Below are 25546 nucleotides of genomic sequence, written 5' to 3'. Positions count from 1 at the left end.
CCAGGCCCGGGGCCTGGGGCGATCGGACGCTGAGGTGATGCCGCTACTCGCTCTGGCCTTCCTGGCCTTCATCGGGCTGGGTTTGCCGGACCCTTTACCCGGCAGCCTTTGGCCCGAATTGCAGCCGCATTTCGGCGTGGCCAATGCCAGGCTTGGCCTGGTGCTGGCCGCCAATGCGGCGGGCTACATCACGGCCGGGCTGCTGGCGGCGCGGCTCATCGCGGGCCTGGGCATCGGGCTGCTGCTGTCGCTGAGCCTGGCGGCCACCGCGACGGCCGCGCTGGGCCAAGGCCTGGCGCCGCCCTGGTGGGGCTTCGTGGCGCTGGCCGTGCTGGCGGGTGTGGGAGGCGGCGCGGTGGACGCCGCGCTGAACCTCTTCGCCGCCCACCGCTTCCGCCCGCGCCACCTCAACTGGCTGCACGGATGCTGGGGCATTGGCGCCACGCTGGGGCCGCTGGCGGCGGCACTGTTGCTGGCGGGTGGCTTCGGCTGGCAGGCAGGCTACCTTGTGGTGGGCGCCGTGCTGGCCGCGCTGTCACTGGCCTTCGGGCTGACGCGCAGGCGCTGGGATGCGGGCGGGCACCAGGGCGGGGGCGCGGATCTCTCGGCTCTGGCCGTGCTGCGCCACCCGGTGGCGCGGCTGCAGATTCTGCTCTTCTTCCTCTACACCGGCGTCGAGGCCGGGGCGGGACAGTGGGCCGCCACCATCCTCACCGCCGCGCGCGGCGCCACACCGGCCGAGGGCGCGGCCGCCGCCACCACCTTCTTCGCCGCGCTGACGGCGGGGCGCATCGGCCTCGGCTTCGTGGTGGACCGGGTGGGGGCGGACCTTCTGCTGCGCCTCCTCACCCCCGTCACCGTGCTGGCGGCGCTGCTGCTGGCCACTGGCTGGGCGGATTTCGCGGCACTCGGGTTGATGGCGCTGGCCCTCGCCCCGATCTATCCGACGGTGATGGCCCGGACGCCCTCACGCCTCGGCACCCAGGCGGCGGCGCAGGCGGTGGGGTTCCAGGTCTCGGCCGCCATGCTGGGCGTGGCGGTGGTGCCGGCCCTACTCGGGCTGGCGGCCGACCTGGCCGGGGCGCGCATCCTGCCCTGGCTGCTGGCGTTGGGCTGCGTGGGCCTCTCCGCGCTGGTCTGGCGCCTGCCCGCCGCGAAGGAGTGAACGCCCATGGGCCTGCTGATCAACGGCGTCTGGCACGCCGAGACCCCCCTCGTCGCCACCAAGGACGGCGCCTTCGTCCGCAACGAAAGCCCCTTCCGCAACTGGGTCACGGCGGATGGCGCGCCCGGGCCCACGGGCGAGGGCGGCTTCAAGGCGGAGCATGGGCGCTACCACCTCTATGTCTCGCTGGCCTGCCCCTGGGCGCACCGCACGCTGATCTTCCGCGCGCTGAACGGGCTGCAGGATTCCATCGGCCTCTCGGTCGTGAACTGGCTGATGCTCGACCATGGCTGGACCTTCGTGGAGGGCGAGGGCGTGGTGCCCGACCCCATCCAGGACGCCCGCTTCCTGCACCAGGTCTACACCGCCGCCGACCCGCGCTTCACCGGCAAGGTCACGGTGCCCGTGCTGTGGGACAAGGTGCGCGGCACCATCGTGAGCAATGAGAGCTCCGAGATCATCCGCATGCTGGACACCGCCTGGGGCGGCGGCGGGCGCCATTACCCGGAGGCCCTGCGCGAGGAGATAGATGCGCTGAACGCGCGCATCTACGACACGCTGAACAACGGGGTCTACAAGGCCGGCTTCGCCACCACCCAGGCGGCCTATGAGGCGGCGGTGCACCCGCTGTTCGAGACGCTGGACTGGCTGGAGGCGCGGCTCGCCACCCGCCGCTACCTCTGCGGCGATGTGATCACCGAGGCGGATTGGCGCCTCTTTCCCACGCTGCTGCGCTTCGACGCCGTCTATGCCGGGCATTTCAAGTGCGACCGGCGGCGCATCGCGGACTATCCGGCGCTGTCAGGCTATCTGCGCGAACTCTACCAATGGCCGGGGGTGCGGGAGACGGTGAACTTCTCCCATATCCGCCGCCACTACTACGAAAGCCACCGGGACCTGAACCCGCACGGCATCGTGCCGGTGGGGCCGGTGCTGGATCTGGACCGGCCGCATGGGCGCAGCGGCGGCGGGATCGGCGTCGCCTGATCCACGCCCGTGGGCCTTCGCCCCGTGGCGATCACCCCCGCGCCGCCAGATGCGCCCGCCAGCCGCCCAGCGCGGTGATGTCCGGCGCGCTGGCGACACCTTCCGCCTCGGCCAGGAAGCCCAGGATGCGGCTGCCATCTTCCAGCGCCACCTGGCCGAAGCCCAGCGGCGGCGGGATTTCGGCGAGGAAAGGCCCGATGCTGGCGGCGGGCAGGGCCCAGACCTCGCCCGCGATCATGCCGCCGCCCGCGGCCACCCGCACCATGCCGGGCCGGTTGCCGAGGTCGTGCAGGCGATAGGCCGGCGCGGTGCGGGCCGCGCGCAGGAAGCGCCCGCCATGGCCCAGCAATTGCCGGTTCAAGGGCAGGCCGGCCATGTGCGCGCCGATGGCAAACAGCGCGAGCTCGTGCGGCGCCAGCGGTGCGGGTGTGGGCGGCCGGGGCCCGATGCCGGCGGCATGATGGATGGCGGCGCCCATCCCGCAGAGCCGCCCCTCGCTGTGCGCGGGTCCGACCAGCGTGACGCCCGCCGGTGCGCCATCGGCCCTGAAGCCCGCCGGCACGGCCAGTGCGGCGAGGTCGCAGAGATTCACGAAATTCGTATAGGTGCCCAGCCGCGAATTGGCCGCGATCGGGGCCGCCTCCATGGCGGCCAGCGTCGGGATGCCGGGGCAGGTGGGCAGCAGCAGCGCGTCCACCTCGGCGAAGAGGTGCCGGGCCAGCAGCCGCGCCCCCGCGGCCGCGTGGAAATCGTCAAAGGCGTCCATGGTGCGGCGGTCCAGCCCGCCTTCCAGGATGGCGCGCGTGACCGGGTGCAGGGATTGCGGGCGGCGCACCACCCATTCGCGCAACGCCGCCGTGCGCTCGGCCACCCAGGCGCCGTCATAGAGGCGCCGCGCTACCTCCAGCAGGGGGGCGATGTCCACGCGGCGGATCGTGGCGCCCATGGCCTCGGCACGGGCAAGGGTGGCGTGGAACACCGCCGCATCGCCCGGCGTGTCGAACACCAGCTGTTCCTCCAGCGGCGCGGCCAGGCTGGGGGCCGCGGGCGGCGCGTCGAGCGCGCGCCAGGTGGCGGGGGCGGGGCGGCTGTAGGGGTCCTCCGCGTCCGGCCCGGCGGCCACGTCCAGTACGGCGGCCGCATCGGCCACCGAATGCGCGAAGATGGAGACGACGTCGAGCGAACGGCAGGCCGGCACCACGCCGCGCGTGGGGATCAGCCCCAGGGAGGGCTTCAGCCCCACGATGTTCTGCGCCGCCGCCGGCACGCGGCCCGAGCCCGCGGTGTCCGTCCCCAGGCTGAAGGCCGCGATGCCGGCGGCAACAGCCGTCGCCGAACCCGAAGAAGACCCGCCCGGGATCAGCTCCGCCCGGACGGCGTTGCGCGGGGTGCCATAGGGGCTGCGCGTGCCGTTCAGGCCGGTGGCGAACTGGTCCAGGTTCACCTTGCCCAGCAGCAGCGCGCCCGCCGCGCGCAGCCGCGCCACGGCCGGCGCATCGGCCTTGGCGACATGGGCGAAGTCCGGACAGGCGGCGGTGGTGGGCATTCCCGCCACGTCGATGTTGTCCTTCACCACGAAGGGAATGCCGTGCAGCTTGCCCTGCGGCAGGCGCGCCGCCTCGGCCATGATGTCGGCCTCGGGGCGCAGGTGCAGGAACAGCGCGGGGTCGTTGAATTCCGCGATGCGGGCCAGCGCCTCGGCCGCGATGGTGGTGGCCGGCGTGCCGGCGGCGAGGCGGGCGCGCAGCCCGTCCAGCGTCACGATCATCGCAGCATCTCCGCCGCCACGCGCAGCAGCACCCCGTCGGGCCGGCGCAGCGCCTCCAGCACGCGGAAGTGATCGGCGCCGGGCACGGGCCAGAGCGGCCCGGGCGCCTGGGCGGCGGCGCGCCGCGCGTGGAAGTCGCGGGACTGGCGGCACAGCTCGGGCAGTTCCGCCCCGCCATGCACGATGGCCATGGGCTTCATCACCACCGGCCGCCGCATCGGCGAAAGCTCCGTGATCTCGTCATCGGTCAGCTTCAGCGCCGCGTTCAGGTAGGTGTCGCGGATCGGCCCCAGCTCGAAGATGCCGGAGATGGCGACCGCCGCCGAAACGGCCGGATGCTCCGCGCCCAGCGCCGTCAGGTGCCCGCCCGCGCTCCAGCCCGAGAGCACCAGCGGCCCGCCCATGCCATGCTCGGCGCCATGGGCGGAGAGCCAGTCCAGCGCCGCGTTCACCTGCCAGACGATGCGCGTCAGCGTGGCCTCGGGCGCCAGGCTGTAGCCGCAGAGGGCCACGCCCCAGCCCATGGCCAGCGCGCCCTCGGCCACGCAGGCGAAATCCTGCCGGCGGTTCCATTGCCAGTAGCCGCCATGGATGAAGACGAGCACGGGTGCGGCGGGGTCGCGGCCCGGAAACAGATCCCAGGCTTCACGCTCGCCCGAGCCATAGGCGAGGTTCAGGTGGCCGGGATGGGCGGCGCGGAAGGCTTCGGAGGCCTGGTTGCGTTCCTCGGTCAGCGCGGGGCTGTCGGCGACGGCCTTGCGGTTGTCGTAGGCGTCGTCGCGTTCGCGCTGCGTGAGGCTTGCCCAATCCAGACCATTCGCCAGCTTCATCCGTGCCACCTCGGGGTTTTGCGGCGCAGCACACACCGCCGCGCCGCGCCTGTCCACCTTTCCCGGCGGCTCAGCCCGTGATGATGCGGATGGGGCTGCCCGCCTCATAGGCCTGGATGGCCTCCACCGCGCCCGCGAAATAGCTGCGGTAGTTCTCCTGCGCCACATAGCCCAGATGCGGCGTCAGCACCGTGTTGGGCGCGGAGAGCAGCGGGTGGTCCATGGGCAGCGGCTCGATGTCAAAGACGTCTATGCCCGCGCCCGCGATGCGCCCTTCCGTCAGGGCCGCGATCAGCGCCGCCTGGTCAATGATGGGCCCGCGCGAGGTGTTCACCACGAAGGCGGTGGGCTTCATCAGCGCCAGTTCCGGCGCACCCACCAGCCCGCGCGACCGGTCGGAGAGGATGAGGTGGACGGACAGCACATCGGCGCCCGCGAACAGCTCCGCCTTCTCCACGCGCGTCACGCCATGCGCCTCGGCCGCGGCGGCGGTGAGGTTCTGGCTCCAGGCGATGGTCTTCATCCCGAAGGCTTGGCCCACCTTTGCCACCTTCTGGCCGAGCTTGCCCAGGCCGAGCAGGCCCAGCGTGCGCCCCTGCAGTTCCATGCCCACCGCGGTCTGCCAGCGGCCGGCGCGCAGCGCCTCCTGCTGGGCCGGGATGCCGCGGGCGAGGGAGATGATCAGCCCCCAGGTCACGTCCACCGTGGGCGCGCCGAAGCTCGGGGTGCCGCAGAAGGTGATGCCGCGCGCGGCGCAGGCGGCGGCGTCAATGCCGCGATTGCGCTCGCCGGTGGTGATCAGCAGCTTCAGGTTCGGCAGGCGTTCCAGCAGCGCCGCGGGGAAGGGCGTGCGCTCGCGCATGGCGAGGATGGCGTCGAACGGGGCGAGGCGCGCCACCAGCGCATCCTGGTCGTGCAGCGTGTCGCGGAAGACGGTGGTCTCGATGTGGGGCAGCTTCTCCCAGGGGCCCATGGCGAGGGTGACGCCCTGGTAGTCGTCCAGGATGGCGAGGCGCATAAGCTTTGGCATGGAATTTCCCCTTGGTGGTCAGGCTCTCAGCGCACGTAGGGCATTGAGAATCACCGCCACGTCAATCGCCTCCTGCAACAAGGCGCCCTGCACGGGCGTGAGGTAGCCCGCCGCCGCCGCGACCATGCCGAGGGTGGAGAGGCCGATCCCCGCCACCACGCTCTGCCGCGCGATGGCGCGGGCGCGGGTGGCGGCGGCCAGCACCTCCGCGAGCCGCCCCAGGCCATCGCCCAGCAGCACCGCATCGGCGGCCTGGGCGGCGGCGGCCCCGCGCACGCCGACCGCCACGCCCACATCGGCGGCCGCCAGGGCCGGCGCGTCGTTCAAGCCATCGCCCAGCATCATCACGGGGCCATGGGTGCGGGCGGCGCGCAGCAGGGCGACCTTGCCCGATGGGTCCAGCCGCGCGCTGGCCGCATCGGCGCCCACGGCGCGGCCGATGGCCGAGACCCGCGCCTCGGTGTCGCCCGAGGCCAGTTCCACCCGCGCTACCCCCTGGCGGCGAAGGGCCGCGACCAGGGCGGGCGCCTCGGGGCGCAGCCGGTCGGCGAAGAGCAGCACGCCGGCCACGTGCCCCTCGACGGCCACAAGGGAACGGGTGGCGCCCGCCAGCCCTTCCTCCGCGTCCAGCGGCGGCGGGGCGCCTTCAGCGTGCGCCTGCACGAAGGCCGCGCCACCCACCAGGACGCGCCGGCCTTCCACCAGGCCTTCCAACCCTTCGCCCGGGGTTTCGCGCACCGATTCGGGCGTCGCCAGCGCCAGTCCACGGGCGCGCGCCGCCCCCACCAGCGCGCGCGATGGGGTGGGTGGAGGCCTGGTCCAGGCTGGCCGCCAGCCGCAGCACCTCATCTCCACCCGCATGGGCCACAAGCTCCGCCTGGCCGCGCGTCAGGGTACCGGTCTTGTCCATGATGACGACGCGGATGCGCGACATGGCCTCCAGCGCCGCCGCCGACTTCACCAGCACGCCCAGCTTCGCCGCGCGTGAGAGCCCCGCCATCAGCGCCACCGGCACGGCCAGGATCAGCGGGCAGGGGGTGGCCACCACCAGCACGGCCAGCGCCCGCGTGGCCTCGCCTATCGCGGCCCAGGCGCCGCCGGCCAGCGCCAGGGTCAGCGCCAGGAAGCCCAACGCCCAGCGGTCCGCCAGCCGCGCCATGGGCGCCCGGCTCTCCTGCGCGGCCCGCACCAGGCGCAGGATGCCGCCATAGGTGCTGGCCTCGGCATCGGTGGTGGCCAGCAGGTCAAAGGCCTCGCCGGCATTGGCGCAGCCCGAGAGCAGCGCCTCGCCGCGCGCGGCGCGCTGCGGCAAGGGCTCGCCCGTCACGGCGGCCGTGTCCAGCAGGGCCGATTCGCCCTCCAGCAGGCCATCCACCGGCAGCACCGCCCCGCGCGGGATCAGCAGCCGGTCGCCAGGGCGGAGCGTCGTGAGGGGCACCTCCTCCAGGCCCCCTGGGCCGTGGCGCAGCGCCGTGCGGGGCTGGCGGGCGAGCAGCGCGGTCATCTCCGCGCTGGCGCGGTGGCGGGCGTGGTCGTCCAGGAACTGCCCGCCGGCATACATCAGCGCGACCACATTGGCGGCGAGGTTCTCGTCCATCACCAGCGCGAAGCCGATGGCCAGCGCCGCGATCAGGTCCAGACCGAAATCGCCCCCGCGCAGGCTGCGCGCCATCTCGGCCAGCAGCACGGCCAGCACGGGCAGGGCGCCCATGGCGAAGGTGGCGCCGGGCGCATGGCCCAGCGCCCAGAGCACCAACCCTGCCAGCAGGCCGAGCAGCGGCGGGGCCAGCAGCGCCCGCCGGTCGGCCAAGGGGGTCATGGGTGGGGTGTCATGTCAGCAGGGCCTCGGCGGCACGGCGCAGCGCCTCGGGCACCGGCACCGTGCGGGACTGCTCGGCGCGGTCCACATAGACATGGGTGAAATGGCCCTCGGCCGCGGCCTGGTCCTCGTCGTTGCGGAACAGCGCCAGTTCATAGGTGATGGAGGAACCGCCCAGCCGCCGCAGGCGCAGCCCGCCTGTGACCTCATCGGGAAAGGCCATGGGGGCGTGGTAGCGGCAGCCCGTCTCGACCACGAGGCCCACATGCGGGCTGCGCGCCAGGTCCAGCACGCCATGCGCCAGCAGGAAGCGGGCCACCAGCGTGTCGAAGAGGCTGTAGTGCTGGACGTTGTTCATGTGGCCGTAGATGTCGTTGTCCATCCAGCGGGTGGCCATGGGGCAGAACCATCTGTAGTCGGCGCGGCGGCCGGGCGGTGCTCTCACGCGGGGGGTCCTTTCGGGCGGATCGGACGCAGGATGTCGCGGTTCATCCCCGCTTTCCACCGGGCAAAAGGCGGGAAGGGCTTCGCTCCGGCGCGCGGGGCGGCTATGCAGGCGCGTTGCAGCCTGGATGACACAAAGCCCCATGTCCGTCGCCGCGAGGCCCTCCCCCATGCCGGAAAGCTTCCGCCTGCGCGCGAGCAATTACAGCCTGCTGACGCTCCGCCTGCTGACGGGCCGCATCGAGGAGGTGCTGCCCGCGCTGGGCGACCAGTTCCAGAAGGCGCCGGGCTTCCTGCGCTTCGCGCCCATCGCCATCGGCCTCGACGAGCTGGGCGATGACCGGGTGGATTTCCCCGCGCTGATCCAGGGGCTGCGGGCCCTGGAAATCCTGCCCATCGGCGTCACGGGCGGCACGCAGATGCAGCGCGCGGCCGCCGCCGGCGCGGGCCTGCCCACCCTGCGCCCCGCCGGCCAGAAGGAGACGGAGGTGCAGGCCCCGGCCCCCGTGGCCGCACCCCCCGTCGCCATGAACCCGCCGCCCGCTGCCCCCGCGCCCACGCCGGCCCCGCTGGCCGCCGCCGCGCGCACGCTGGTGGTGGAGCAGAACATCCGCGCCGGGCAGCGCGTCCATGCCCAGGGGGCGGACCTCGTCGTCATCGGCACCGTCAATGCCGGGGCCGAGGTCATCGCGGACGGCAATGTCCACATCTATGGCGCGCTGCGCGGCCGGGCCGTGGCGGGCGCCGGCGATGACGGCGAGGCGCGCATCTTCGCACAGATCTTCGACCCGGAACTCGTCGCCATCGCCGGCTTCTATGCCGTGCGGGACGGGCTTTCGGGCACACCCATCGGCCGCGGCGCGATCGTCCGGCTGGAGGGCGAACAGCTTCGGTTCAGCCCGATCGGCTGAGCCGACCCAACCGGGAGGGATTTTCTTCATGGCGCAGGTGATCGTCGTCACATCGGGCAAGGGGGGCGTGGGCAAGACCACCAGCTCCGCCGCCTTCGCCACCGGCCTCGCGCAGCGGGGCAAGAAGACCGTCGTCATTGATTTCGACGTGGGGCTGCGCAACCTCGACCTCATCATGGGGGTCGAGCGGCGGGTGGTGTTCGACATCGTGAACGTCATCCAGGGCGAGGCGAAGCTCAACCAGGCCCTGATCCGCGACAAGCGGGTGGATGGGCTGTCCATCCTTCCCGCCAGCCAGACGCGCGACAAGGACGCGCTGACGCGCGAGGGCGTGCAGGGCATCATCGAGGAGCTGTCGAAGGAATTCGACTACATCCTCTGCGACAGCCCGGCCGGCATCGAGAAGGGCGCCCTGCTGGCGCTGTATTTCGCCGACGCCGCGGTGGTGGTGACCAACCCCGAGGTCAGCTCGGTGCGCGACAGCGACCGCATCCTGGGCGTGCTGCAATCCAAGTCCAAGCGCGCCGAGGAAGGCAAGGAGCCGGTGAAGCAGCATCTGCTCCTCACCCGCTACGATCCCGCCCGCGTGGAGCGCGGCGAGATGCTGAAGCTGGACGACGTGCTGGAAATCCTGGCCATCCCGCTGCTGGGCGTCATCCCGGAGAGCGAGAGCGTGCTCAAGGCCAGCAACAGCGGCAACCCCGTGATCCTGGACAGCGACAGCCCCGCCGGCCAGGCCTATGCCGACGCCGTGGCGCGCTTCCTGGGCGAGGAGAAGCCGCACCGCTTCATCGAGGCCGAGAAGAAGAAGGGCTTCTTCGGGCGTCTCTTCGGCGGGAGGGCCGCATGAGCTGGCTGAACTTCTTCCGCACGCGGCGCGACGAGGCGGCCGCCGCCACCAACGCGAACCTGGCCAAGGACCGGTTGCAGGTCATCATCAGCCATGAGCGCGTCTCCCGCACGCGGGAGGACTTCCTGCCCAAGATGCAGCAGGAATTGGTCGCCGTGGTCACGCGCTATGTGGCGGTGGACCCCGAGAAGGTGCAGGTGAACCTGGAGCGCGGCGCGGACCTCTCCACGCTCGCCATCGAGATCGAGCTGCCGGGCCCCAAGGGCAAGCTGACGTGAGTTTCCAGGAGGCGGTGGCGCACGCCCAGGCGCACGAAACCCCCTGGCCGCGCGACATCCTGGCGCATCTGGAAAGCGGCTTCTTCGAGCCCGCGCCGGACAATGCGGTGCTGGGCCCCACGGCCCCGCGCGGCGGCCCGGCCGGCATCCTCTTCCAGCGCGGGCAGCGCGTGGCCGAATGGGGTGACACGAACCGCGCGGACATGACCTTCAGCGTGGCCAAGTCCTACCTGGCCATGCTGGCGGGGCTGGCCGTGCAGGATGGGTTGTTGCCGGACCTGGATGAGGAGGTGCGCCGCCGCGCCGCCCACCCCGCCTTCGAGGGCGCGCAGAATGGCCGCATCACCTGGCGGCACCTGCTGACCAACACCTCCGAATGGGAAGGCACGCTCTTCGGCAAGAGCGACCTGATCGACCGCGGCCGCAACCTGGGCGTGGAGGGGCAGGGCAAGAAGCGCAGCACGCGCCCGCTCCAGGCACCGGGCGCCTACTGGGAATACAATGATGTGCGCGTGAACGCGCTCTCGCTCGGCCTGCTGCTGCTGTTCCGGCGCGCGCTGCCCGATGTGTGGCGCGAGCGCATCATGGACCCGATCGGCGCCAGCGCGGATTGGCATTGGCATGGCTATTCGACCTCGGGCGTCGAGGTGGATGGGCAGGTCATCGAAAGCGTCTCGGGCGGCGGGCATTGGGGCGGGGGCATCTTCATCTCGGCCGAGGACCAGGCGCGGGTCGGCCTGCTGGTGGCGGCGGATGGCGAATGGAACGGCCGGCGCCTGATCTCCAAGGAGTGGCTGGACCTCTGCCGCACCCCCTGCGCGCTGAACCCCCATTACGGCTTCCTCTTCTGGCTCAACACCGGCCGCACGAAGTGGCCGAGTGCGAGCGAGGGCGCGGTCTGCTTCTCCGGCGCCGGCGGCAACACGACCTGGATGGAGCCGGAAGGCGGCATCATGAGCGTGACGCGCTGGCTCGATCCCGCGCAGCTGGATGGCTACATGGCGAGGGTGCGCGCCGCCGCATGAGCCTCGCGCGTGTGGCCACCTTCGCCTTCGCCGGCATCGAGGCGGTGCCGGTGGAGGTGCAGGTGCAACTCGCCTCCGGCCTGCCGGCCTTCCTGATGGTGGGCCTGGCCGACAAGGCGGTGGGCGAATCGCGTGAACGGGTGCGGGCGGCGCTGACCGGGCTGGGGCTTTCGTTGCCGCCCAAGCGCATCCTGGTGAATTTGGCGCCCGCCGACCTCGCCAAGGAGGGCAGCCATTACGACCTGCCCATCGCCCTGGCCCTGCTCGCCGCCATGGACGTGCTGCCGCGCGAGGAACTGGCCGGTTTCGCGGCGCTGGGTGAACTCGGGCTGGATGGCGCGCTGCTGCCGGTGGCGGGGGTGCTGCCGGCGGCCCTTGGTGCTTCGCAACGCAATCTCGGGCTGATCTGCCCCGCGGCGCAGGGCGCCGAGGCCGCCTGGGCCGGGCGCGGCCAGGTGCTGGCGCCGGCCGACCTACCGGCCCTGCTCAACCATTTCCGGGGTGTGCAGGTGCTGGCGCCGCCCGCGCCGCCGCACCTCGCCCCCGAGCCCTGGCGCGGCCCCTGCCTCTCCGAGGTGAAGGGGCAGGAGACGGCCAAGCGCGCGCTGGAAATCGCCGCCGCCGGGGGGCACAACCTGCTGCTGGTGGGTCCGCCCGGTGCGGGCAAATCCATGCTGGCCCAGCGCCTGCCCGGCCTGCTGCCGGACCTCTCGCCGGAGGAGGCGCTGGAACTCTCCCTGGTGCATTCTGTCGCCGGGCTGCTGCGCGACGGGCGCCTGCTGACGCGCCCACCCTTCCGCGACCCCCACCATTCCGCGAGCCAGGCGGCCCTCATCGGCGGCGGCAACAAGGGGCGCCCGGGCGAGATCAGCCTGGCCCACCACGGCGTGCTGTTCCTGGATGAATGGCCGGAATTCCCGCGCCCCGCGCTGGAATCGCTGCGCCAGCCCATGGAGAGCGGCCGCGCCGTCATCGCGCGGGCAAACGCGCATGTCACCTGGCCCGCGCGCTTCCAGCTCATCGCGGCCATGAACCCCTGCCGCTGCGGCTTCCTGGGTGAGCCGGGACGCGAATGCTCGCGCGCGCCCCGCTGCGGCGAGGAATACACGGATCGGCTCAGCGGCCCCTTGCTGGACCGCATGGACCTCACGGTGGAGGTGCAGCCCGTGCCCGCCGCCGAACTCTCCCGCGCGCCGGCGGGCGAGCCCACCTCCGCCGTCGCCGCCCGCGTGGCCCGCGCCCGCGCCGCCCAGCGCGCCCGCTATGGCGAGGGCGGGCCGCGCCACAACGCGGCGGCCGAGGGCGCGGCGCTGGAAGAAAAGCTCGTGCTGGACGAGATGGCCCGCCAGCTTCTGGAACAGGCGACGGAGCGGCTGGGCCTCTCCGCCCGCGGCCGCACCCGCATGCTGCGCGTGGCGCGCACCATCGCGGACTTGGCCGGGAGTGCGGCCGTCACCCGCGCCCATGTGGCCGAGGCTTTGGCCTATCGCGGCCGGCGCGGCATGCGGAGGATCGGATGAAGCGCTTCCTGCTGGCCCTGCTGCTCTGCGCCGCGCCCGCCTGGGCGCAACCGCAGCCGGCCAACATGGTCGTGGCGGGGCATCCGCTGGCCGCCGAGGCCGGCATGGCCATGCTGCGCTCGGGCGGCACGGCGCTGGATGCCGCCATCGCCGTGCAGGCGGTGCTGACGGTGGTGGAGCCGCAGGCCTCGGGCATCGGCGGCGGCGCCTTCCTGATGCATTGGGATGGGCGGGCCATTACCGCCTGGGATGGGCGCGAGGAAGCGCCCGCCGCCGCCACGGGCGAATTGTTCCTGCGCGACGGCCGCCCCATGCCCTTCCGCGAGGCGGTGGTGGGCGGCCGCGCCGTGGGCGTGCCCGGCGTGATGCGGATGCTGGAGGCGGCGCACCGCGAGCATGGCGCGCTGCCCTGGGCGCAGCTCTTCCAGCCGGCGATCCGGTTGGCGGAGGGGGGCTTCGTCGTCTCGCCCTACCTCGCCCGCGCGCTGGCGGCCACGGCCCCTGCGCTGCGGGGCGACCCCGGCGCGGCGGCCCTTTTCCTGACGCCCGAGGGCGCGCCCCTGCCGGCCGGCGCCACCCTGCGAAACCCCGCCCTGGCCGAGACCCTGCGCGCGCTGGCCACGCGCGGCGCGGACGCGCTGCACCGTGGCCCCATCGCGGAGGAGATTCTCCGCGTGGTGCGCGGCCACGCCAATCCTGGCCTGATGACGGCGGAGGACCTGGTGAACTACGCCCCGCGCCGCACCCGGGCGCTGTGCATGCCCTATCGCGCCTTCACGCTTTGCGGCCCGCCCCCGCCCTCGGGGGCCGCGGTGGTGCTGCAGATCATGGGGCTGCTCGCGCATTTCGACATGCCGGGCGTGCCCCCCGACAGCGCCGATGCGGCCATGCTGGTGGGCGAGGCCGGGCGGCTCGCCTTCGCCGACCGCAACATGTTCATGGCCGACCCCGCGCATGTGGCGGTGCCCGTCTCCGGCCTGCTGGACCCCGCCTACCTCACGCAGCGCGCGCAGCTGATGAACCGGGACCGCGCCATCGCGGCCGTGACCCACGGCAACCCACAGTTCGGCGGCCCGCCGATGGCCAGCCAGCCGCCCCAGCCCGAGGGCGGCACGGCGCAGATCTCCATCCTGGACGCGGCCGGGCGCGCGGTCAGCATGACGACCACCATTGAGGGTGTGATGGGCGCGCATGTCGTGGCCGCCGGCTTCCTGCTGAACAACCAGCTCACAGATTTCAGTTTCGCGCCGGAGCGCGACGGCCGGCCCATCGCCAACCGCGTGGCGGGCGGCAAGCGGCCGCGCTCCTCCATGGCGCCCATCCTGGCCTTCCGCGGCGGGCAGCTGGAGGCCATCACCGGCTCGCCCGGGGGTGCCCGCATCATCGGCTATGTGGCGCAGTCGCTGGTTGGGCTGCTCGACTGGGAGATGACGCCGGAGGAGGTGGCGGCCATGCCGCATGTCGGCCCGCTGAACGCCACGGTGGAACTGGAGGCAGGGACGCCCGCCGCCGCCCTGGCCCCGGCGCTGGCCGCGCGCGGCCTGGAGGTGGCGGTGCGTGAGATGCATTCGGGCCTGCACATCATCCGCCTGCGCCCTGGCCTGCCGCCGCTCGGCGGGGCCGACCCCCGCCGCGAGGGGGTGGTGGCCACGGAATAGGCGGGGTTGCCCTCTGGTTCACCCTGGCCCTAGCCTTCAACCACCGCGTGTTCCCCATAGGGGCGGCGGATGGGAGGTCCATGGGCGCGGGCGCCATCGGGGCGCACCGCGCGCCAGCAAGCGGAGAGAGGCAGCGATGAAGCAGGGTGTTTTGGCGGCGGTGGCCGTGCTCGCGGTGACGATGGGCCCTGTCGTGGCGCAGAACTACAATCTCCGCCCCTCCTTCGGCACGGTCTCGCTCAACGCCAATTTCTATCCGGACCCCTATGTGATCCGCGTCACGGCCGGCGGCTCCATCCCGGCCGAGCGGCTGGGCGGCTCGCAATGCGTCGGCACCATCGCGGAGGCGCCGGATGTGCGGCTGCACTACCGGGCCGGGCAGGGGTTGCCGCTCTACCTCTCGGCCACCGCGCGCGCCGACATCACCCTGGTGGTGAACCTGCCCAATGGCCGCTGGGCCTGCAATGACGACTTCATCGGGACCGACCCCGGCCTCGTCTTCCCCAACCCCATGTCGGGGCAGTACGACATCTGGATCGGCCATTACGGGCGCGGGGCGGGCGTGCCGGCGCAGCTGCGGATTTCCGAGATCCCGCCGCGCTGAAGAGCGACCGAGTCACCGCTTCGGCGATGCCGCCCCCGCGGCTCGGGCGCTACAACAACCGCGCCTCGAAGGGCGGCTGCAGATCGGGGGCGTCGAACTCGACCACCCACAGATCGGGGTCGCGCTTCACCTGCCGCGACACATAGGCATCGGCCGCGTCCTCGGCCACGGCGGCGTCGCCCGTGCCGCGCAGCCAGGCAAGCCGGCCCTCGGCGTCACGCGCCTGGGCCAGCACGACCATTCCCTCGCGGCCCCGAAGCACGCAGAGGATGCCGCCCGAATCAGGGTCGCCCTTGCGCAGCACCGCGGCGCCGCGGCCGGCCATGTCCGACATCCGCACCGCCATCGAAACCCAGATATGCGCCTTGACCTTCGCGTCCATGCGGCCTGTGTGGCGCGCCACCCCGCTTGCGGCAAGCCCCGCGCCCGGCCACATAGAGGGCTCTTCCCATACATGGACCCACGGGCATGGACTCGACGAAGGTGACGCGTGAGGCGCAGGGCCTAGCCTCTCTCACGCCCGGCCAGCGCGCCTATGAAGCGAAGCGCGCGGCCAAGGCCGGCATGACGCTGGAGGCCTGGATGCGCGACAAGGAACGCCGCGCCAAGGCCGAGGCCGCGGAAGCCGCCAAGGCGGCGCGGGTGGAGGTGTCGGCCCCGGCCAAGAAGCCAGGCTTCTTCTCCCGGCTGATGGAACGGGCGCAGCGTCCGTTGTGAAGGTGGACGCGTGTGATCGCCTTCGGCCAATACCGAAGGCGACCAGGCGCTATACGCCCACGAAAAGCCGCTCGGCCAGCAGTTCCGGCAGGCCGGCGGCGCGGATCTTGGTGGCGGCGCGCATCACGTCATAGGGCACGCGGCGTTGGGTGATGAGGCGCTCGGCCGGGTCGAGCAGCGCATAGCACGCCTCCGCCTGGCCGTTGCGCGGCTGGCCCACGGCGCCCACCACCGCCAGCCAGCGATGCGCCGCATCGAGGGCGAGGGACCGTTCCTCCTCGAAGGGCACCGGCGCCACATGCTCCGCCCCCGACAGCCGCCACAGGGCCGGCACATGGGTGTGGCCGCACAGTGTCAGCCAGGCGGGCGTGGCCAGAAGACTGCGCCGCGCGCTGCGGGCATCCGTCACATAGCGCCATTCGCCAGGGGCCGAGGCATCGGCATGGGTGAAGAGGATGCCCGCCTCCATATGGGTCAGCGGCAGGCCCAGCAACCATTCCCGCGCCTCCGGCGCCAGGTGGTCCATGGTCCAGCGCATGGCGGCGGCGGCCAGGGTGGAGAAGCCCTGCGGCCCGAGGCTCGCCGCCTCGTCATGGTTGCCGCGCAGCACCACGGCACCCTCGGATTGCAGGATGCGCGCGCGCGCCACCACCTCCCAGGGGTCGGCGCCATAGCCCACCAAATCACCCAGGAAGACGAGGCGCTCCGCCCCCGCCGCGCGCGCATCGGCGAGGCAGGCCTCCAGCGCTTCCAGATTGGCGTGGATATCGGTGAGGATCGCGACCCGCATGGGCCTCAGGCTTGCCCGGCCACGCGGGGCTGGCAAGCCCACGTCACCCCAGGCTGTCGGACAGGCGCAGGCTGACCCGCAGCCCGGGCGGCGCACCCCCGGGCCGCGCATCCTCCAGCAGCACCTCGCCGCCATGCAGCTGCGCCACCGCCCGGACCAGCGAGAGGCCGAGGCCCGAGCCCGGCGTGTTGCGCGAGGCGTCGGCACGGAAGAAGCGGTCGGTGGCGCGCGCCATTTCCTCGGGCGGCAGGCCCGGGCCGGTGTCGCTGACGGCCACCTCGATCCCGCCGTCATCCTGCCGCGCGGCCAGGCGCACCACCCCGCCGGGCGGTGTGAACTTGATGGCGTTGTCCAGGAGGTTCGCCACGGCCTGGAGCAGCAGGTCGCGGTCCCCCACCATCACCAGGTGTTCCGGCAGGGCGGTTTCCAGGCGCTGGTCGCGCGCCTCGGCCATCACCTCGTAGAATTCGGCGGCGTCGCGCAGCACCTCGGGCAGGTCCATGGGCGCGAAGGCGGCGCGACGCGCGCCGGCCTCGGCCTCCGCGATCCGCAGCAGCGCCTGGAAGACGCGGCTGATGTTGTCGAGGTCCTGGATGCCCTGTTCCACCGCGGCCCGCCAATCCTCCTCGGTGCGGGCGGTGGCGAGGCTTTCCTCCAGCTTCCCGCGCGCGCGGGCGATGGGCGTGCGCAGGTCATGGGCGATGGCGTCGGAGACGCTCCGCACGCCGGCCATCAGGGCCGCGATGCGGTCCAGCATGTCGTTCATGGTGGAGGCCAGGCGGTCGAACTCATCGCCATGGTCCGAAAGCGGCACGCGGCGCGACAGGTCGCCGCCCGCGATGCCCAGCGCCGTCACCACCGCCGGGCGCATCCGGTTCTGCAAGGAACGGCGGACGATGTTCGCCCCCAACAGCGCGAAGAGGAACATGCCGCCCAGCGACCAGGCCACGCCCTCGGTCAGCAGCAGCCGCAGCTGCACGCGCTCGCTCTCGTCGCGGCCCACGAGCAGGCGAAGGCCTGGCAGGTCGTGCCGATGGACGCGCGCCTCGGAGATGACGCCACCCTGGTCGAAGCGGGTGCGGAACCACAGCCCCTCCTCGCCGATGGCGGTGGGCCAGCGTTCCAGGTTGCCGGCAAGCTTGATGCCCTCGTCGTCCAGCAGGAGGTAGAGGGTCTCCGCCGCGGCATCGAGGGCGAGGCGTTCCTCGATGGCCTCGATCATCCCGTGCAGCCCCTCCTCGCGGTGGCGTTCGGCAAGGGCCGCCGCATCGGCGCGGATGGTCGCGATGGTCTGCCGGTCGAGCGCGCCCGCCGTCGCCCACCACAGCACCGCCACCAGCAGCCAGGCGGCGGCCGAGAAGGTGCCCATGAAGAGCAGCGCGATCCGGAATGCGGCCGATTGCAGCAGCCGCGGCGGCGCGCTGCGCGGGAGGCCCGGCGGCGCGGCCACAGGGAAGACAGGTGGGGGCGTGGGCGCGGGGCCCGGACCCTCCGCCAAGCCTCAGCCCTCGGCGCGGATCATGTAGCCGGCGTTGCGGACCGTGTGGATCAGCGGCTTGTCGAAGCCGCGGTCGAGCTTCTGCCGCAGGCGCGACACATGCACGTCAATCACGTTGGTCTGCGGGTCGAAATGGTAGTCCCAGACCTTCTCCAGCAGCATGGTGCGCGTGACCACCTGGCCGGCATGGCGCATCAGGTGCTCCAGCAGGCGGAATTCGCGCGGCTGCACGTCAATCTTGCGGCCCGCGCGCGTCACGGTGCGGCTGAGCAGGTCCAGCTCCAGGTCGGCCACCTTGAGGCGCGTGACGGGCGCCTCGCTGGAGGGGCGGCGGCCCAGGGCCTCGCAGCGGGCCAGAAGCTCGGCGAAGGCGAAGGGCTTCACCAGGTAGTCGTCGCCGCCGGCCTTGAGGCCGCGCACCCGCTCATCCACGCCCGAGAGCGCGGAGAGGAAGAGCACGGGCGTTCGGTTGTCCTGCTGGCGCAGCGTCTCCACGATGCGCACGCCGTCCACGCCGCCGGGCAGCATCCGGTCCAGCACCAGCAGGTCGAAGGCCTCTGACGCCGCGAGGAACAGGCCGTCGCGGCCATTGCCGGCCTGCTCGACGGTGTGTCCGGCCTCCTGAAGGCCCTTCTTCACGAAGCGGGCGACCTCGACATCGTCCTCCACCAGCAGGATCCGCATGGGCTGTTCCGTTTCCGTCCTTGTCGGGCGATGGGTCGCGGGCTGGGGCGGCCACGGGGCGAACCCGGGGTTGCGGCCCCGGCGGCCGCCTCATCAGGAAGATTCTAGCCGAAAAGCCCGGCGGGCGAAATCTCCCCGCGTGCGAGTCGGGTTCAGGCCGGGCCGCCGGGGCGGCGGCCCACTTGCAGGCGCAGCTCGATCTGCCGGCGGTCGCGCAGCACGGACAGGCGCACCGTCTGCCCGGGCGGCATGGCCGCGATGTTGCGGACCAGGGTGCGCGAGGTCTCGATCGTCTCGCCATTGATGCCGGTGACGATGTCCCCCGCGCGCAGCCCGCTGCGGGCGGCGGGGCCGGCGCGGTCCACGCCGGCCACCAGCACGGCGCGGCGGCCGGTGCGGGCATCCTCGGCCACCACGTCCTGCACCTGCACGCCGAGCCAGCCGCGTGCCACATGGCCATCCCGCCGCAGCGTCTCGATCACCGGCCGGGCGAGGTCCGACGGCGTGGCGAAGCCGATGCCCGCATTGGCGCCGGAGGGCGAGTAGATGGCGGTGTTGATGCCGATGACCTCGCCCGCCGTGTTGAACAGCGGCCCGCCGGAATTGCCCGGGTTGATGGCGGCATCGGTCTGGATGAAGTCGTCGAAGGGGCCCGCGCCCAGGTCCCGCCCCCGCGCCGAGACGATGCCCGTGGTGACGGTGCCGCCCAGGCCGAAGGGGTTGCCCGCCGCCATCACCCAGTTGCCCACCCGCATGGCGGCACTCGACCCCCAGGAGAGGGCGGTCAGGTCCGCGCGGCCCTCGATCCGCAGCAGGGCTAGGTCCGTCAGCTCATCCCCGCCGACCAGGGTGGCCTGCACCTCCTGCCCGCCCTGGAGCGAGACGGTCAGCCGCGAAGCCTGGCCCACCACGTGGTTGTTGGTGACCACGAGGCCCGAGGCATCAATGATGAAGCCTGAGCCCGCGCCCTGCACCCGCTCGCGCCGGTTGCGGAAATGGCGCTCCAGCGGGGTGCCGCGGAACTCGGGCGGGATGGCGGCCGCCTGTTCGCTCGTCACCGCGATGTTGACCACGGCGGGCAGCACGCGCTCGGCCAGGTCGGCGAAGTCGGGCAGGAGGCCGCGCTGCGCCACGGCCGAACGTGGCCCGCAGGCGGTCAGCAGGGCGGGCAGGGAGAGGCCGGCCAGCAGGGCGCGGCGACGCGGGAGCACGGAAGGATGGGCCGCCATGACGGGTCCGAATTCTCCTGGGGCGCCCGAAGAGGGCGCCTTGGGGTGGTGTGCAAGGGCCGGCGGAGTGCCGGCCCCGTGGAAGGTTGGTCGCGCGGGGCGCGGCGTCAACACAGGGCGCTCAGCGATCCGGGTGCTCGCGGCCCGGGCGGCCCTTGTAGGCGGGCAGGCTCCAGCCGCGCAGCAGGGCCAGGGCGCGGATGACGAAGCAGGTGAGAAGGCCCAGCGCGAAGGCCGGCTCGCGCCACAGCCCGGCCTGGGTCAGCACGACGAAGCCCGCGGCCCCCGCGGCGGCGGCGGTGACATAGATCTCGCGCCGCAGGATCAGCGGCACCTCGTTGCTGATCACGTCGCGGATGATGCCGCCGAAGGTGGCGGTGACCACGCCCAGCAGCACGGCGGCCCAGGGGGCGGCGCCGGCTTCCAGCGCGATCTCGGCGCCGGCTACGGCGAAGAGGGAGAGCCCCACCGCATCGGCCCAGAGCAGGGCGCGGAAGCGGTTCTCGACCCGGTGCGCGATGAAGAAGACCAGGAGCCCCGCGATGGCGGCCACCCCCACCACCTCCGGCGCGCGCAGCCAGAAGACCGGGGTGTTGCCCAGTAGCAGGTCTCGCAGGGTGCCGCCGCCGAAGCCTGTCACGCAGGCCAGCAGCACGAAGCCCACCGCGTCCATTTCCTTGCGCGAGGCGACCAGCGCGCCGGAGGCGGCGAAGACCGCGATGCCCGCCATGTCCAGCCATGGCAGCCATTGCTCCAGCATGGCTATTCGGCCGGCTGCATCCGGGGGGCGGGGGCGGACAGGCCCCGCGCCGCGCCGGCGCAGAGCAGGGAAAGCCCCAGCAGCACCGCGACCGTGGGCAGCATCGCCCAGGCGAAGCCCAGGTCAATCAGGAAGCCCATGGGCACCGGCATGATGGCCGAGCCCAGCGGTAGCCCGGCGCTCACGAAGCCGAAGACCTTGCCGACCTCGCCGGGGGGGCAGGCCTCCTTCAGCATCACGTCGCGCGGGGTGCGGGAGGCGCCGAGGCACAGCCCCGCGGCGAAGGCCACCGGCAGCAGCAGCCACTGGCCCCAATCCACCATGCCCATGGAGAGGATCAGCGCCATGGAGATTCCGGTCAGCACCACCACGAAGCCCAGCAGGTTGCCGCCCTTCTTGTCGGCCCACCAGCCGCCGACCAGCGTGCCGCCCGTCGCTCCCGCCATGTAGCCGGTGAGCGCCACCGAGGCGATGGCGACCGGCGTGGCCCACAGCACCCCCAGCACCGTGATGAGGAAGGCCGTCACCCCCGAGCCCGCCATGGCCGAGAGCAGGAAGAAGGCGAAGAAGGCCAGGATGGGCTTGGAGGTCAGCAGCCGCGCCCCGCCCTCGGGTTTCGGGCCGCGCGCCTTGGGCTGGTCGCTCAGGATGCGCGATTGCAGCAGGATGGCCCCCACCACGGGCACGCCCAGCAGCCCCACCAGCAGCAGTGCGCCGCGCCAATCCATCACCAGCAGCAGCGTGGCGATGACGGGCGGCGCCATGGCGAAACCCAGATTGCCCGTGAAGGTGTGCAGCGCGAAGGCGCGGCCCATGAACTCCTTGCGCACCGAGCCCGCCAGGATGGCGTAGTCGGCCGGGTGGATCACGGAATTGCCCACGCCCGACAGCACCGCCAGCACCAGGATCAGCCGGTAGTCGGTCACGAAGGCCATGGCGGCGATGGACAGCGCCATCAGCAGCGTGCCGCCCACCAGGTAGGGCCGCGCGCCGTGGCGGTCCACCAGGAAGCCCACGGGGGTCTGCAACAAGGCGGTGACGCCGCTCATCAGCGCCACGGAAAGGCCCAGCATGGCGAAGGAGACGTCGAACTCCGCCCGCCAGGCCAGGAACAGCGGCGGCAGGCAGAGTACGTAGAAATGGCTGAGGAAATGCCCGGTCCCGATCAGGGCGCAGATTTGCGCGTCGCGGCGGGGGGACAGGGTCGTTTCGGTCATGGTCCGTATGGTGCGCCCGCACCCCCGCAGGGTCAATGTGGGATGGCGAGTTCCCCGAGGGGCCAGCGCGGGCGCGGGGCGAGGTCCATCGGGTCGCGCTGCCCGGCGCGCAGCCGCTCCAGCCCGGCCCAGGCCACCATCACGGCATTGTCGGTGCAGAGCCGCAAAGGCGGCGCCAGCAGGGGAAGGGGGGTGGCGGCGGCCAGCGCGGCGCGCACCGCCTGGTTGGCGGCCACCCCGCCGGCCACCACCAGCGCCGTGGCTTCCGGCAGCATGGCATGGGCGTGGCGCGCGCGGTCGGCCAGCACGGCGGCGACGCTGGACTGGAAGCTGGCGGCGATGTCGGCATGGGCGAAGCCCTTGGCCACCGCCTGCGCCACGGCCGTCTTGAGGCCGGAGAAGGAGAAGTCGCACCCCGCCCGCCCCAGCAGCGGCCGGGGCAGGGGGACGGCGCGCGCATCGCCCGTGGCCGCCAGCCGCTCCAGATGTGGCCCGCCAGGCCAGGGCAGGCCCATCAGCTTGGCCGCCTTGTCGAAGGCCTCGCCCACCGCGTCGTCCAGCGTGGTGCCGAGGCGGCGGTAGCGCCCCAGCCCCTCCACCGCCACGCATTGGCAATGCCCGCCCGAGAGCAGCAGCAACAGGTAGGGATAGGCCGGGGGCTCCGGAAACAGGCCCGGCAGGCGCGCGGTCAGCGCATGGGCCTCCAGGTGGTTCACACCCAGGAAGGGCAGGCCGGCACCCATGGCCAGCCCCTTGCCATAGCTGGCGCCCACCACGAGGCCACCGATCAGCCCAGGCCCCGCCGTCGCGGCCACCCCGCCGAGATCGGCCACCGAAAGCCCCGCTTCTTCCAGCACGCGGCGCACCAGGCCGGGCAGGCGCGCCAAATGCGCGCGGGCCGCGATCTCGGGCACCACGCCGCCGAAGCGGGCATGTTCCTCCTGCTGGGTGAAGACCGCCTCGGCCAGGATGCGCCCTTCCGCGTCCAGCACGGCGGCGGCGGTTTCGTCGCAGCTCGCCTCAAGGCCGAGAATCGGGCGCGGCAGACCTGCATGTGGTCGGGTTTCGTTCATCGGATGCGACCTATATGACCCCTCCATGTCTTCCGCCATCTCCGGACCCCCGCGCGTGAACCACGCGCGGAAGCGAAGCCTGCCGCTGAGGGTGGGCACCCGTGCCTCGCCGCTCGCGCTCTGGCAGACGCGGCATTTCCTCGAGATCCTGACGCGCTTCTGCCCCGTGCTGCGCGCGATGGATGCCTTCGAGGAACATGCCATCACCACCACGGGTGACGCCATCCAGAACCGCCGCCTGGCCGAGATCGGCGGCAAGGGCCTGTTCGCCAAGGAAATCCATGAGGCCCTGGCCGATGGGCGGGTGGATTTCGCGGTCCATTCCCTGAAGGACCTGGAGACGGAGCTTCCCCCCGGCATCGTGCTCGCCTGCACGCTGCGGCGCGAGGATGCGCGCGACGCCCTGATCCTGGGCCAGAACACCAGCCAGCCGGACCCGGCCGAGCCCTATGCCTGCCTGCCGCATGGTGCCGTCATCGGCTCCTCCTCGCTGCGGCGCCAGGCGCAGATGCTGGCCGTGCGGCCGGACCTGCAGGTGGTGACCTTGCGCGGCAATGTGCAGACGCGCCTTTCCCGCGTGGCGGGCGGCGAGGTCGCGGGCAGCCTGCTGGCGCTGGCGGGCCTGCGTCGGCTGGGGCTGGAGGATCGCGCCTCGCTGGTCCTCGACCCCGAGGTGATGGTCCCGGCCGCCGGCCAGGGCATCGTGGGCATCACCACGCGGGCCGATGATGTGGAACTGCGCGAGATGCTCTCCGCCATCGAGGACCAGGAGGCCGCCGCCGTCTCCAAGGCGGAGCGCGCCCTGCTGGCGGCGCTGGACGGTTCCTGCCGCACGCCCATCGGCGGCCATGCCCGCCTGCTGCCCGACGGCACGTTGCGGCTGACGGGGCTGGTGGCGCGGGAGGATGGCTCCTTCCTGCTCAAGCGCGAGGTGCGTGGCGACGCGGGTGACGCCGCCCGCATCGGCCACGCCTTGGGCGAGGAATTGCGCGCCGACAGCCCGGTGGACATCTTTGGTTGAGGTGCCGCACGGGCGGGGCGTGCTCATCACCCGCCCCGAACCCGGCGCGGCCGAGACCGCCGCCCGCATCGCGGCACTCGGCTGGTGCCCGGTGCTGGCGCCGGCCCTGGTGCTGACGCCCGAGCCACCCGGCCCCCTGCCGCCCGCCCAGGCGCTGCTGCTGCCCAGCCGTGCGTCCGCCCGCGCGCTGACCTCCTGGCCCATCCCGGTCTATGCGGTGGGCGAGGGCACGGCCGAGGCCGCCCGCGCCCAGGGCTTCACCGATGTGGTGGCGGCCGAGGGGGATGCGGCCTCGCTCACCCGCCTTTGCGCTGCGCGGCTCGACCCCGCGGCGGGGCCGCTGCTGCTGGCGGTGGGGCGCGGCTATTCCATGGAGCTGGCCAACAACCTGAGGTCGCTCGGTTTCCGGGTGATCCGGCGCATCGCCTATGCGGCGCGCGAGGCGCCAACCCTGCCCCCCGCGGCCGCGTTAGCGATCGGGCAAGGGAAGGTCGGGCATGCGCTGTTCTTCTCGCCACGCAGTGCCGCGTGTAGCTTGCGCCACCTTGCCGAAGGCGGCCTGACGGGGGCAGCCCCCGGCATGGTCGCCATCGCGATCAGTCCACGCGTCGCGGCGGTGCTCTCCGCATGGCCCTGGCGCACCGTCCGGATCGCTTCGCGGTCTGATCAAGATCATATGCTGGAGTTGCTAGGTAGCCCATGACCCAGAGCACGAAGCCCTCGCCGGCGAACCCTCCTTCGAGCCCGGATGTGACCATGCAGACGCTTGCGACCGGACATGACCACCCCCCCAAGGGCGGCCTGCCCTTCGATCCGGCCTGGATGGCCATCGGCGTGGCCGCCGTCGTGCTGGTCGGCGCCAGCTTCTCCGTGATGCGCGGCGGCGATGCGCCCGCGCCCGCCACGCAGCCGCGCCAGGAGGCCCCCGCCGCCCCGGCGGAGCGTGCCACGCCGGCCACGCCCGCCCCCGTCTCGGCCGCGCCAGCACCGGCGCCGCAACCCGCGCCGGCCCCGGCCGCGGCACCTGCCCCGGCCGCCGCCCCCGCCGCCGACCTCTCCGACCTGCGCGCCCGGCTCGATGCCGCCGAGACGCAGGCGCGCGAGGCCGCCGAACGCCTGGCCGCCATGCAGAACAGCCTGACCCGCAGCGAGGCCGAGGCGCAGGCGCTGGCCGCCCGCATCGCCCCGCTCGCCGAGCGGCTGGAGGCGGCCGAGGCCAACACCGCCCGCCTCGTGCTGGTCGAGACCCTGCGCGCCCGCCTGGCGGCCGGGCAGCCGCTCGGCCCCGTGCTGGCGCGGCTGCCGGGCGAGGCGCCGCCCGCGCTGGCCCGCTTCGCCGACACTGCGCCGCCGACCGAGCCCGCCCTGCGCCTCTCCTTCGAGGAAAGCGTGCGCGCCGCCCGCGCCCAGGTGGCCGAGGGCCAGCCGCGCGGCATCGGCAGCCTCTTCACCATCCGCCGCGGCGAGGACGTGATCTGGGGCGATGCCAATGAGGCCATCCTGGAACGCGCCCGCAGGTCGCTCACCGCCGGTGACCTGGCCGGCGCGGTGCGGCACCTGAACCAGCTTCCCGACAGCCACCGCGCGCCCATGCAAGGCTGGATCGACCAGGCGGAAGCGCTGGTCGCGGCGCGCGCCGCGCTGCGCGACCTCGCGGGGGGCTGAGCC

The 25546-nt window shown here is 72.9% G+C and carries 27 protein-coding genes; 13 read left to right on the top strand and 14 right to left on the bottom strand.

Annotated features, from left to right (window positions below):
- The first annotated feature begins 37 nt into the window (after positions 1–37).
- The gene (locus tag JTN19_RS16430; RefSeq protein WP_206934814.1) at positions 38–1165 is read left to right on the top strand and encodes an MFS transporter; all 1128 of its coding nucleotides are present in this window, start codon (positions 38–40) and stop codon (positions 1163–1165) included.
- Positions 1166–1171: 6 nt separating this feature from the next.
- Positions 1172–2152, top strand: a complete 981-nt coding sequence (locus tag JTN19_RS16425; RefSeq protein ID WP_206934811.1) for a glutathione S-transferase family protein — start codon at positions 1172–1174, stop codon at positions 2150–2152.
- Between the two features lie 31 nt (positions 2153–2183).
- On the opposite strand, the gene atzF is transcribed toward JTN19_RS16425, so the two are convergent.
- The 6 genes from atzF to JTN19_RS16400 all read right to left on the bottom strand — a co-directional run bounded on the left by atzF (position 2184) and on the right by JTN19_RS16400 (position 8044).
- Complete coding sequence (gene atzF / locus JTN19_RS16420; protein WP_206934808.1) at positions 2184–3920, bottom strand: allophanate hydrolase; 1737 nt, start codon at positions 3918–3920, stop codon at positions 2184–2186.
- Entirely contained in the window at positions 3917–4750 is an 834-nt protein-coding gene (locus JTN19_RS16415) for an alpha/beta hydrolase (protein ID WP_206935026.1), read from the bottom strand. Before JTN19_RS16415 ends, atzF begins: the two co-directional genes overlap by 4 nt.
- Positions 4751–4820: 70 nt before the next feature.
- On the bottom strand, positions 4821–5780 hold the full coding sequence (locus JTN19_RS16410) for a D-2-hydroxyacid dehydrogenase family protein (RefSeq protein ID WP_242531213.1): 960 nt from the start codon (positions 5778–5780) through the stop codon (positions 4821–4823).
- A gap of 18 nt (positions 5781–5798) precedes the next feature.
- The gene (locus tag JTN19_RS20230; protein ID WP_340643350.1) at positions 5799–6482 is read right to left on the bottom strand and encodes an HAD-IC family P-type ATPase; all 684 of its coding nucleotides are present in this window, start codon (positions 6480–6482) and stop codon (positions 5799–5801) included.
- Positions 6427–7599 (bottom strand): HAD-IC family P-type ATPase, encoded by a 1173-nt coding sequence (locus tag JTN19_RS16405; protein ID WP_242531212.1) that lies wholly within the window; start codon positions 7597–7599, stop codon positions 6427–6429. Before JTN19_RS16405 ends, JTN19_RS20230 begins: the two co-directional genes overlap by 56 nt.
- A 10-nt stretch (positions 7600–7609) precedes the next feature.
- Positions 7610–8044, bottom strand: a complete 435-nt coding sequence (locus JTN19_RS16400) for an acyl-CoA thioesterase (RefSeq protein ID WP_340643349.1) — start codon at positions 8042–8044, stop codon at positions 7610–7612.
- Between the two features lie 142 nt (positions 8045–8186).
- On the opposite strand from JTN19_RS16400, the gene minC reads away from it, so the two are divergent.
- From minC to JTN19_RS16365, 7 genes are all read left to right on the top strand, one after another.
- A complete protein-coding gene (minC, locus tag JTN19_RS16395; protein ID WP_242531211.1) occupies positions 8187–8954 on the top strand; it encodes a septum site-determining protein MinC in 768 nt (255 codons plus the stop codon).
- Between the two features lie 28 nt (positions 8955–8982).
- Positions 8983–9804 (top strand): septum site-determining protein MinD, encoded by an 822-nt coding sequence (gene minD, locus JTN19_RS16390; protein WP_206934806.1) that lies wholly within the window; start codon positions 8983–8985, stop codon positions 9802–9804.
- The gene (gene minE / locus JTN19_RS16385; RefSeq protein WP_206934804.1) at positions 9801–10082 is read left to right on the top strand and encodes a cell division topological specificity factor MinE; all 282 of its coding nucleotides are present in this window, start codon (positions 9801–9803) and stop codon (positions 10080–10082) included. Before minD ends, minE begins: the two co-directional genes overlap by 4 nt.
- Positions 10079–11107, top strand: coding sequence for a serine hydrolase (locus JTN19_RS16380; protein ID WP_206934802.1), 1029 nt, complete (start codon positions 10079–10081; stop codon positions 11105–11107). Before minE ends, JTN19_RS16380 begins: the two co-directional genes overlap by 4 nt.
- Entirely contained in the window at positions 11104–12627 is a 1524-nt protein-coding gene (locus tag JTN19_RS16375) for a YifB family Mg chelatase-like AAA ATPase (protein ID WP_206934800.1), read from the top strand. The genes JTN19_RS16380 and JTN19_RS16375 overlap by 4 nt, the downstream gene beginning before the upstream one ends.
- On the top strand, positions 12624–14285 hold the full coding sequence (locus JTN19_RS16370) for a gamma-glutamyltransferase family protein (protein WP_206934798.1): 1662 nt from the start codon (positions 12624–12626) through the stop codon (positions 14283–14285). Before JTN19_RS16375 ends, JTN19_RS16370 begins: the two co-directional genes overlap by 4 nt.
- Positions 14286–14421: 136 nt before the next feature.
- Positions 14422–14889, top strand: coding sequence for a peptidase S1 (locus tag JTN19_RS16365; protein WP_206934797.1), 468 nt, complete (start codon positions 14422–14424; stop codon positions 14887–14889).
- 49 nt (positions 14890–14938) lie between these two features.
- Here the strand turns inward: JTN19_RS16365 and JTN19_RS16360 are convergent, their stop codons facing one another.
- Positions 14939–15271 carry a DUF1491 family protein gene (locus tag JTN19_RS16360; RefSeq protein WP_206934795.1) on the bottom strand — a complete coding sequence of 111 codons (333 nt, stop codon included), beginning with the start codon at positions 15269–15271 and terminating at the stop codon, positions 14939–14941.
- An 86-nt stretch (positions 15272–15357) separates the two neighbouring features.
- Between JTN19_RS16360 and JTN19_RS16355 the strand changes: the two genes are divergently transcribed.
- The gene (locus tag JTN19_RS16355; RefSeq protein WP_206934793.1) at positions 15358–15606 is read left to right on the top strand and encodes a hypothetical protein; all 249 of its coding nucleotides are present in this window, start codon (positions 15358–15360) and stop codon (positions 15604–15606) included.
- Positions 15607–15655: 49 nt separating this feature from the next.
- On the opposite strand, the gene JTN19_RS16350 is transcribed toward JTN19_RS16355, so the two are convergent.
- The 7 genes from JTN19_RS16350 to tsaD form a co-directional block, all read right to left on the bottom strand.
- The gene (locus tag JTN19_RS16350; protein ID WP_206934790.1) at positions 15656–16396 is read right to left on the bottom strand and encodes a metallophosphoesterase family protein; all 741 of its coding nucleotides are present in this window, start codon (positions 16394–16396) and stop codon (positions 15656–15658) included.
- A gap of 43 nt (positions 16397–16439) precedes the next feature.
- On the bottom strand, positions 16440–17846 hold the full coding sequence (locus tag JTN19_RS16345) for a sensor histidine kinase (protein WP_340643348.1): 1407 nt from the start codon (positions 17844–17846) through the stop codon (positions 16440–16442).
- A gap of 51 nt (positions 17847–17897) precedes the next feature.
- Positions 17898–18578: a winged helix-turn-helix domain-containing protein gene (locus JTN19_RS16340; RefSeq protein ID WP_206934787.1), complete on the bottom strand. Its 681-nt coding sequence runs from the start codon at positions 18576–18578 to the stop codon at positions 17898–17900.
- A gap of 152 nt (positions 18579–18730) precedes the next feature.
- On the bottom strand, positions 18731–19789 hold the full coding sequence (locus JTN19_RS16335; RefSeq protein WP_340643347.1) for a trypsin-like peptidase domain-containing protein: 1059 nt from the start codon (positions 19787–19789) through the stop codon (positions 18731–18733).
- 139 nt (positions 19790–19928) lie between these two features.
- Positions 19929–20567 (bottom strand): trimeric intracellular cation channel family protein, encoded by a 639-nt coding sequence (locus JTN19_RS16330; protein WP_206934782.1) that lies wholly within the window; start codon positions 20565–20567, stop codon positions 19929–19931.
- Positions 20568–20569: 2 nt separating this feature from the next.
- A complete protein-coding gene (locus JTN19_RS16325) occupies positions 20570–21784 on the bottom strand; it encodes an MFS transporter (RefSeq protein ID WP_206934781.1) in 1215 nt (404 codons plus the stop codon).
- 32 nt (positions 21785–21816) lie between these two features.
- Positions 21817–22857, bottom strand: coding sequence for a tRNA (adenosine(37)-N6)-threonylcarbamoyltransferase complex transferase subunit TsaD (tsaD, locus tag JTN19_RS16320; protein WP_206934778.1), 1041 nt, complete (start codon positions 22855–22857; stop codon positions 21817–21819).
- 25 nt (positions 22858–22882) lie between these two features.
- On the opposite strand from tsaD, the gene hemC reads away from it, so the two are divergent.
- Genes hemC through JTN19_RS16305 form a run of 3 tightly spaced genes read left to right on the top strand, consistent with a single transcriptional unit; the run spans position 22883 to position 25543 of the window.
- Positions 22883–23878, top strand: coding sequence for a hydroxymethylbilane synthase (gene hemC, locus JTN19_RS16315; RefSeq protein ID WP_206934776.1), 996 nt, complete (start codon positions 22883–22885; stop codon positions 23876–23878).
- Between the two features lie 19 nt (positions 23879–23897).
- Positions 23898–24581 (top strand): uroporphyrinogen-III synthase, encoded by a 684-nt coding sequence (locus JTN19_RS16310; protein WP_206934774.1) that lies wholly within the window; start codon positions 23898–23900, stop codon positions 24579–24581.
- A gap of 53 nt (positions 24582–24634) precedes the next feature.
- A complete protein-coding gene (locus JTN19_RS16305) occupies positions 24635–25543 on the top strand; it encodes a COG4223 family protein (protein WP_206934771.1) in 909 nt (302 codons plus the stop codon).
- The last annotated feature ends 3 nt before the right edge of the window (positions 25544–25546 follow it).

The sequence above is a fragment of the Roseococcus thiosulfatophilus genome, assembly GCF_017311575.1.
Lineage (GTDB): Bacteria > Pseudomonadota > Alphaproteobacteria > Acetobacterales > Acetobacteraceae > Roseococcus > Roseococcus thiosulfatophilus.
Note: the sequence above shows the minus strand (reverse complement) of the source record. Positions and strands in the feature narration are given on the sequence as shown.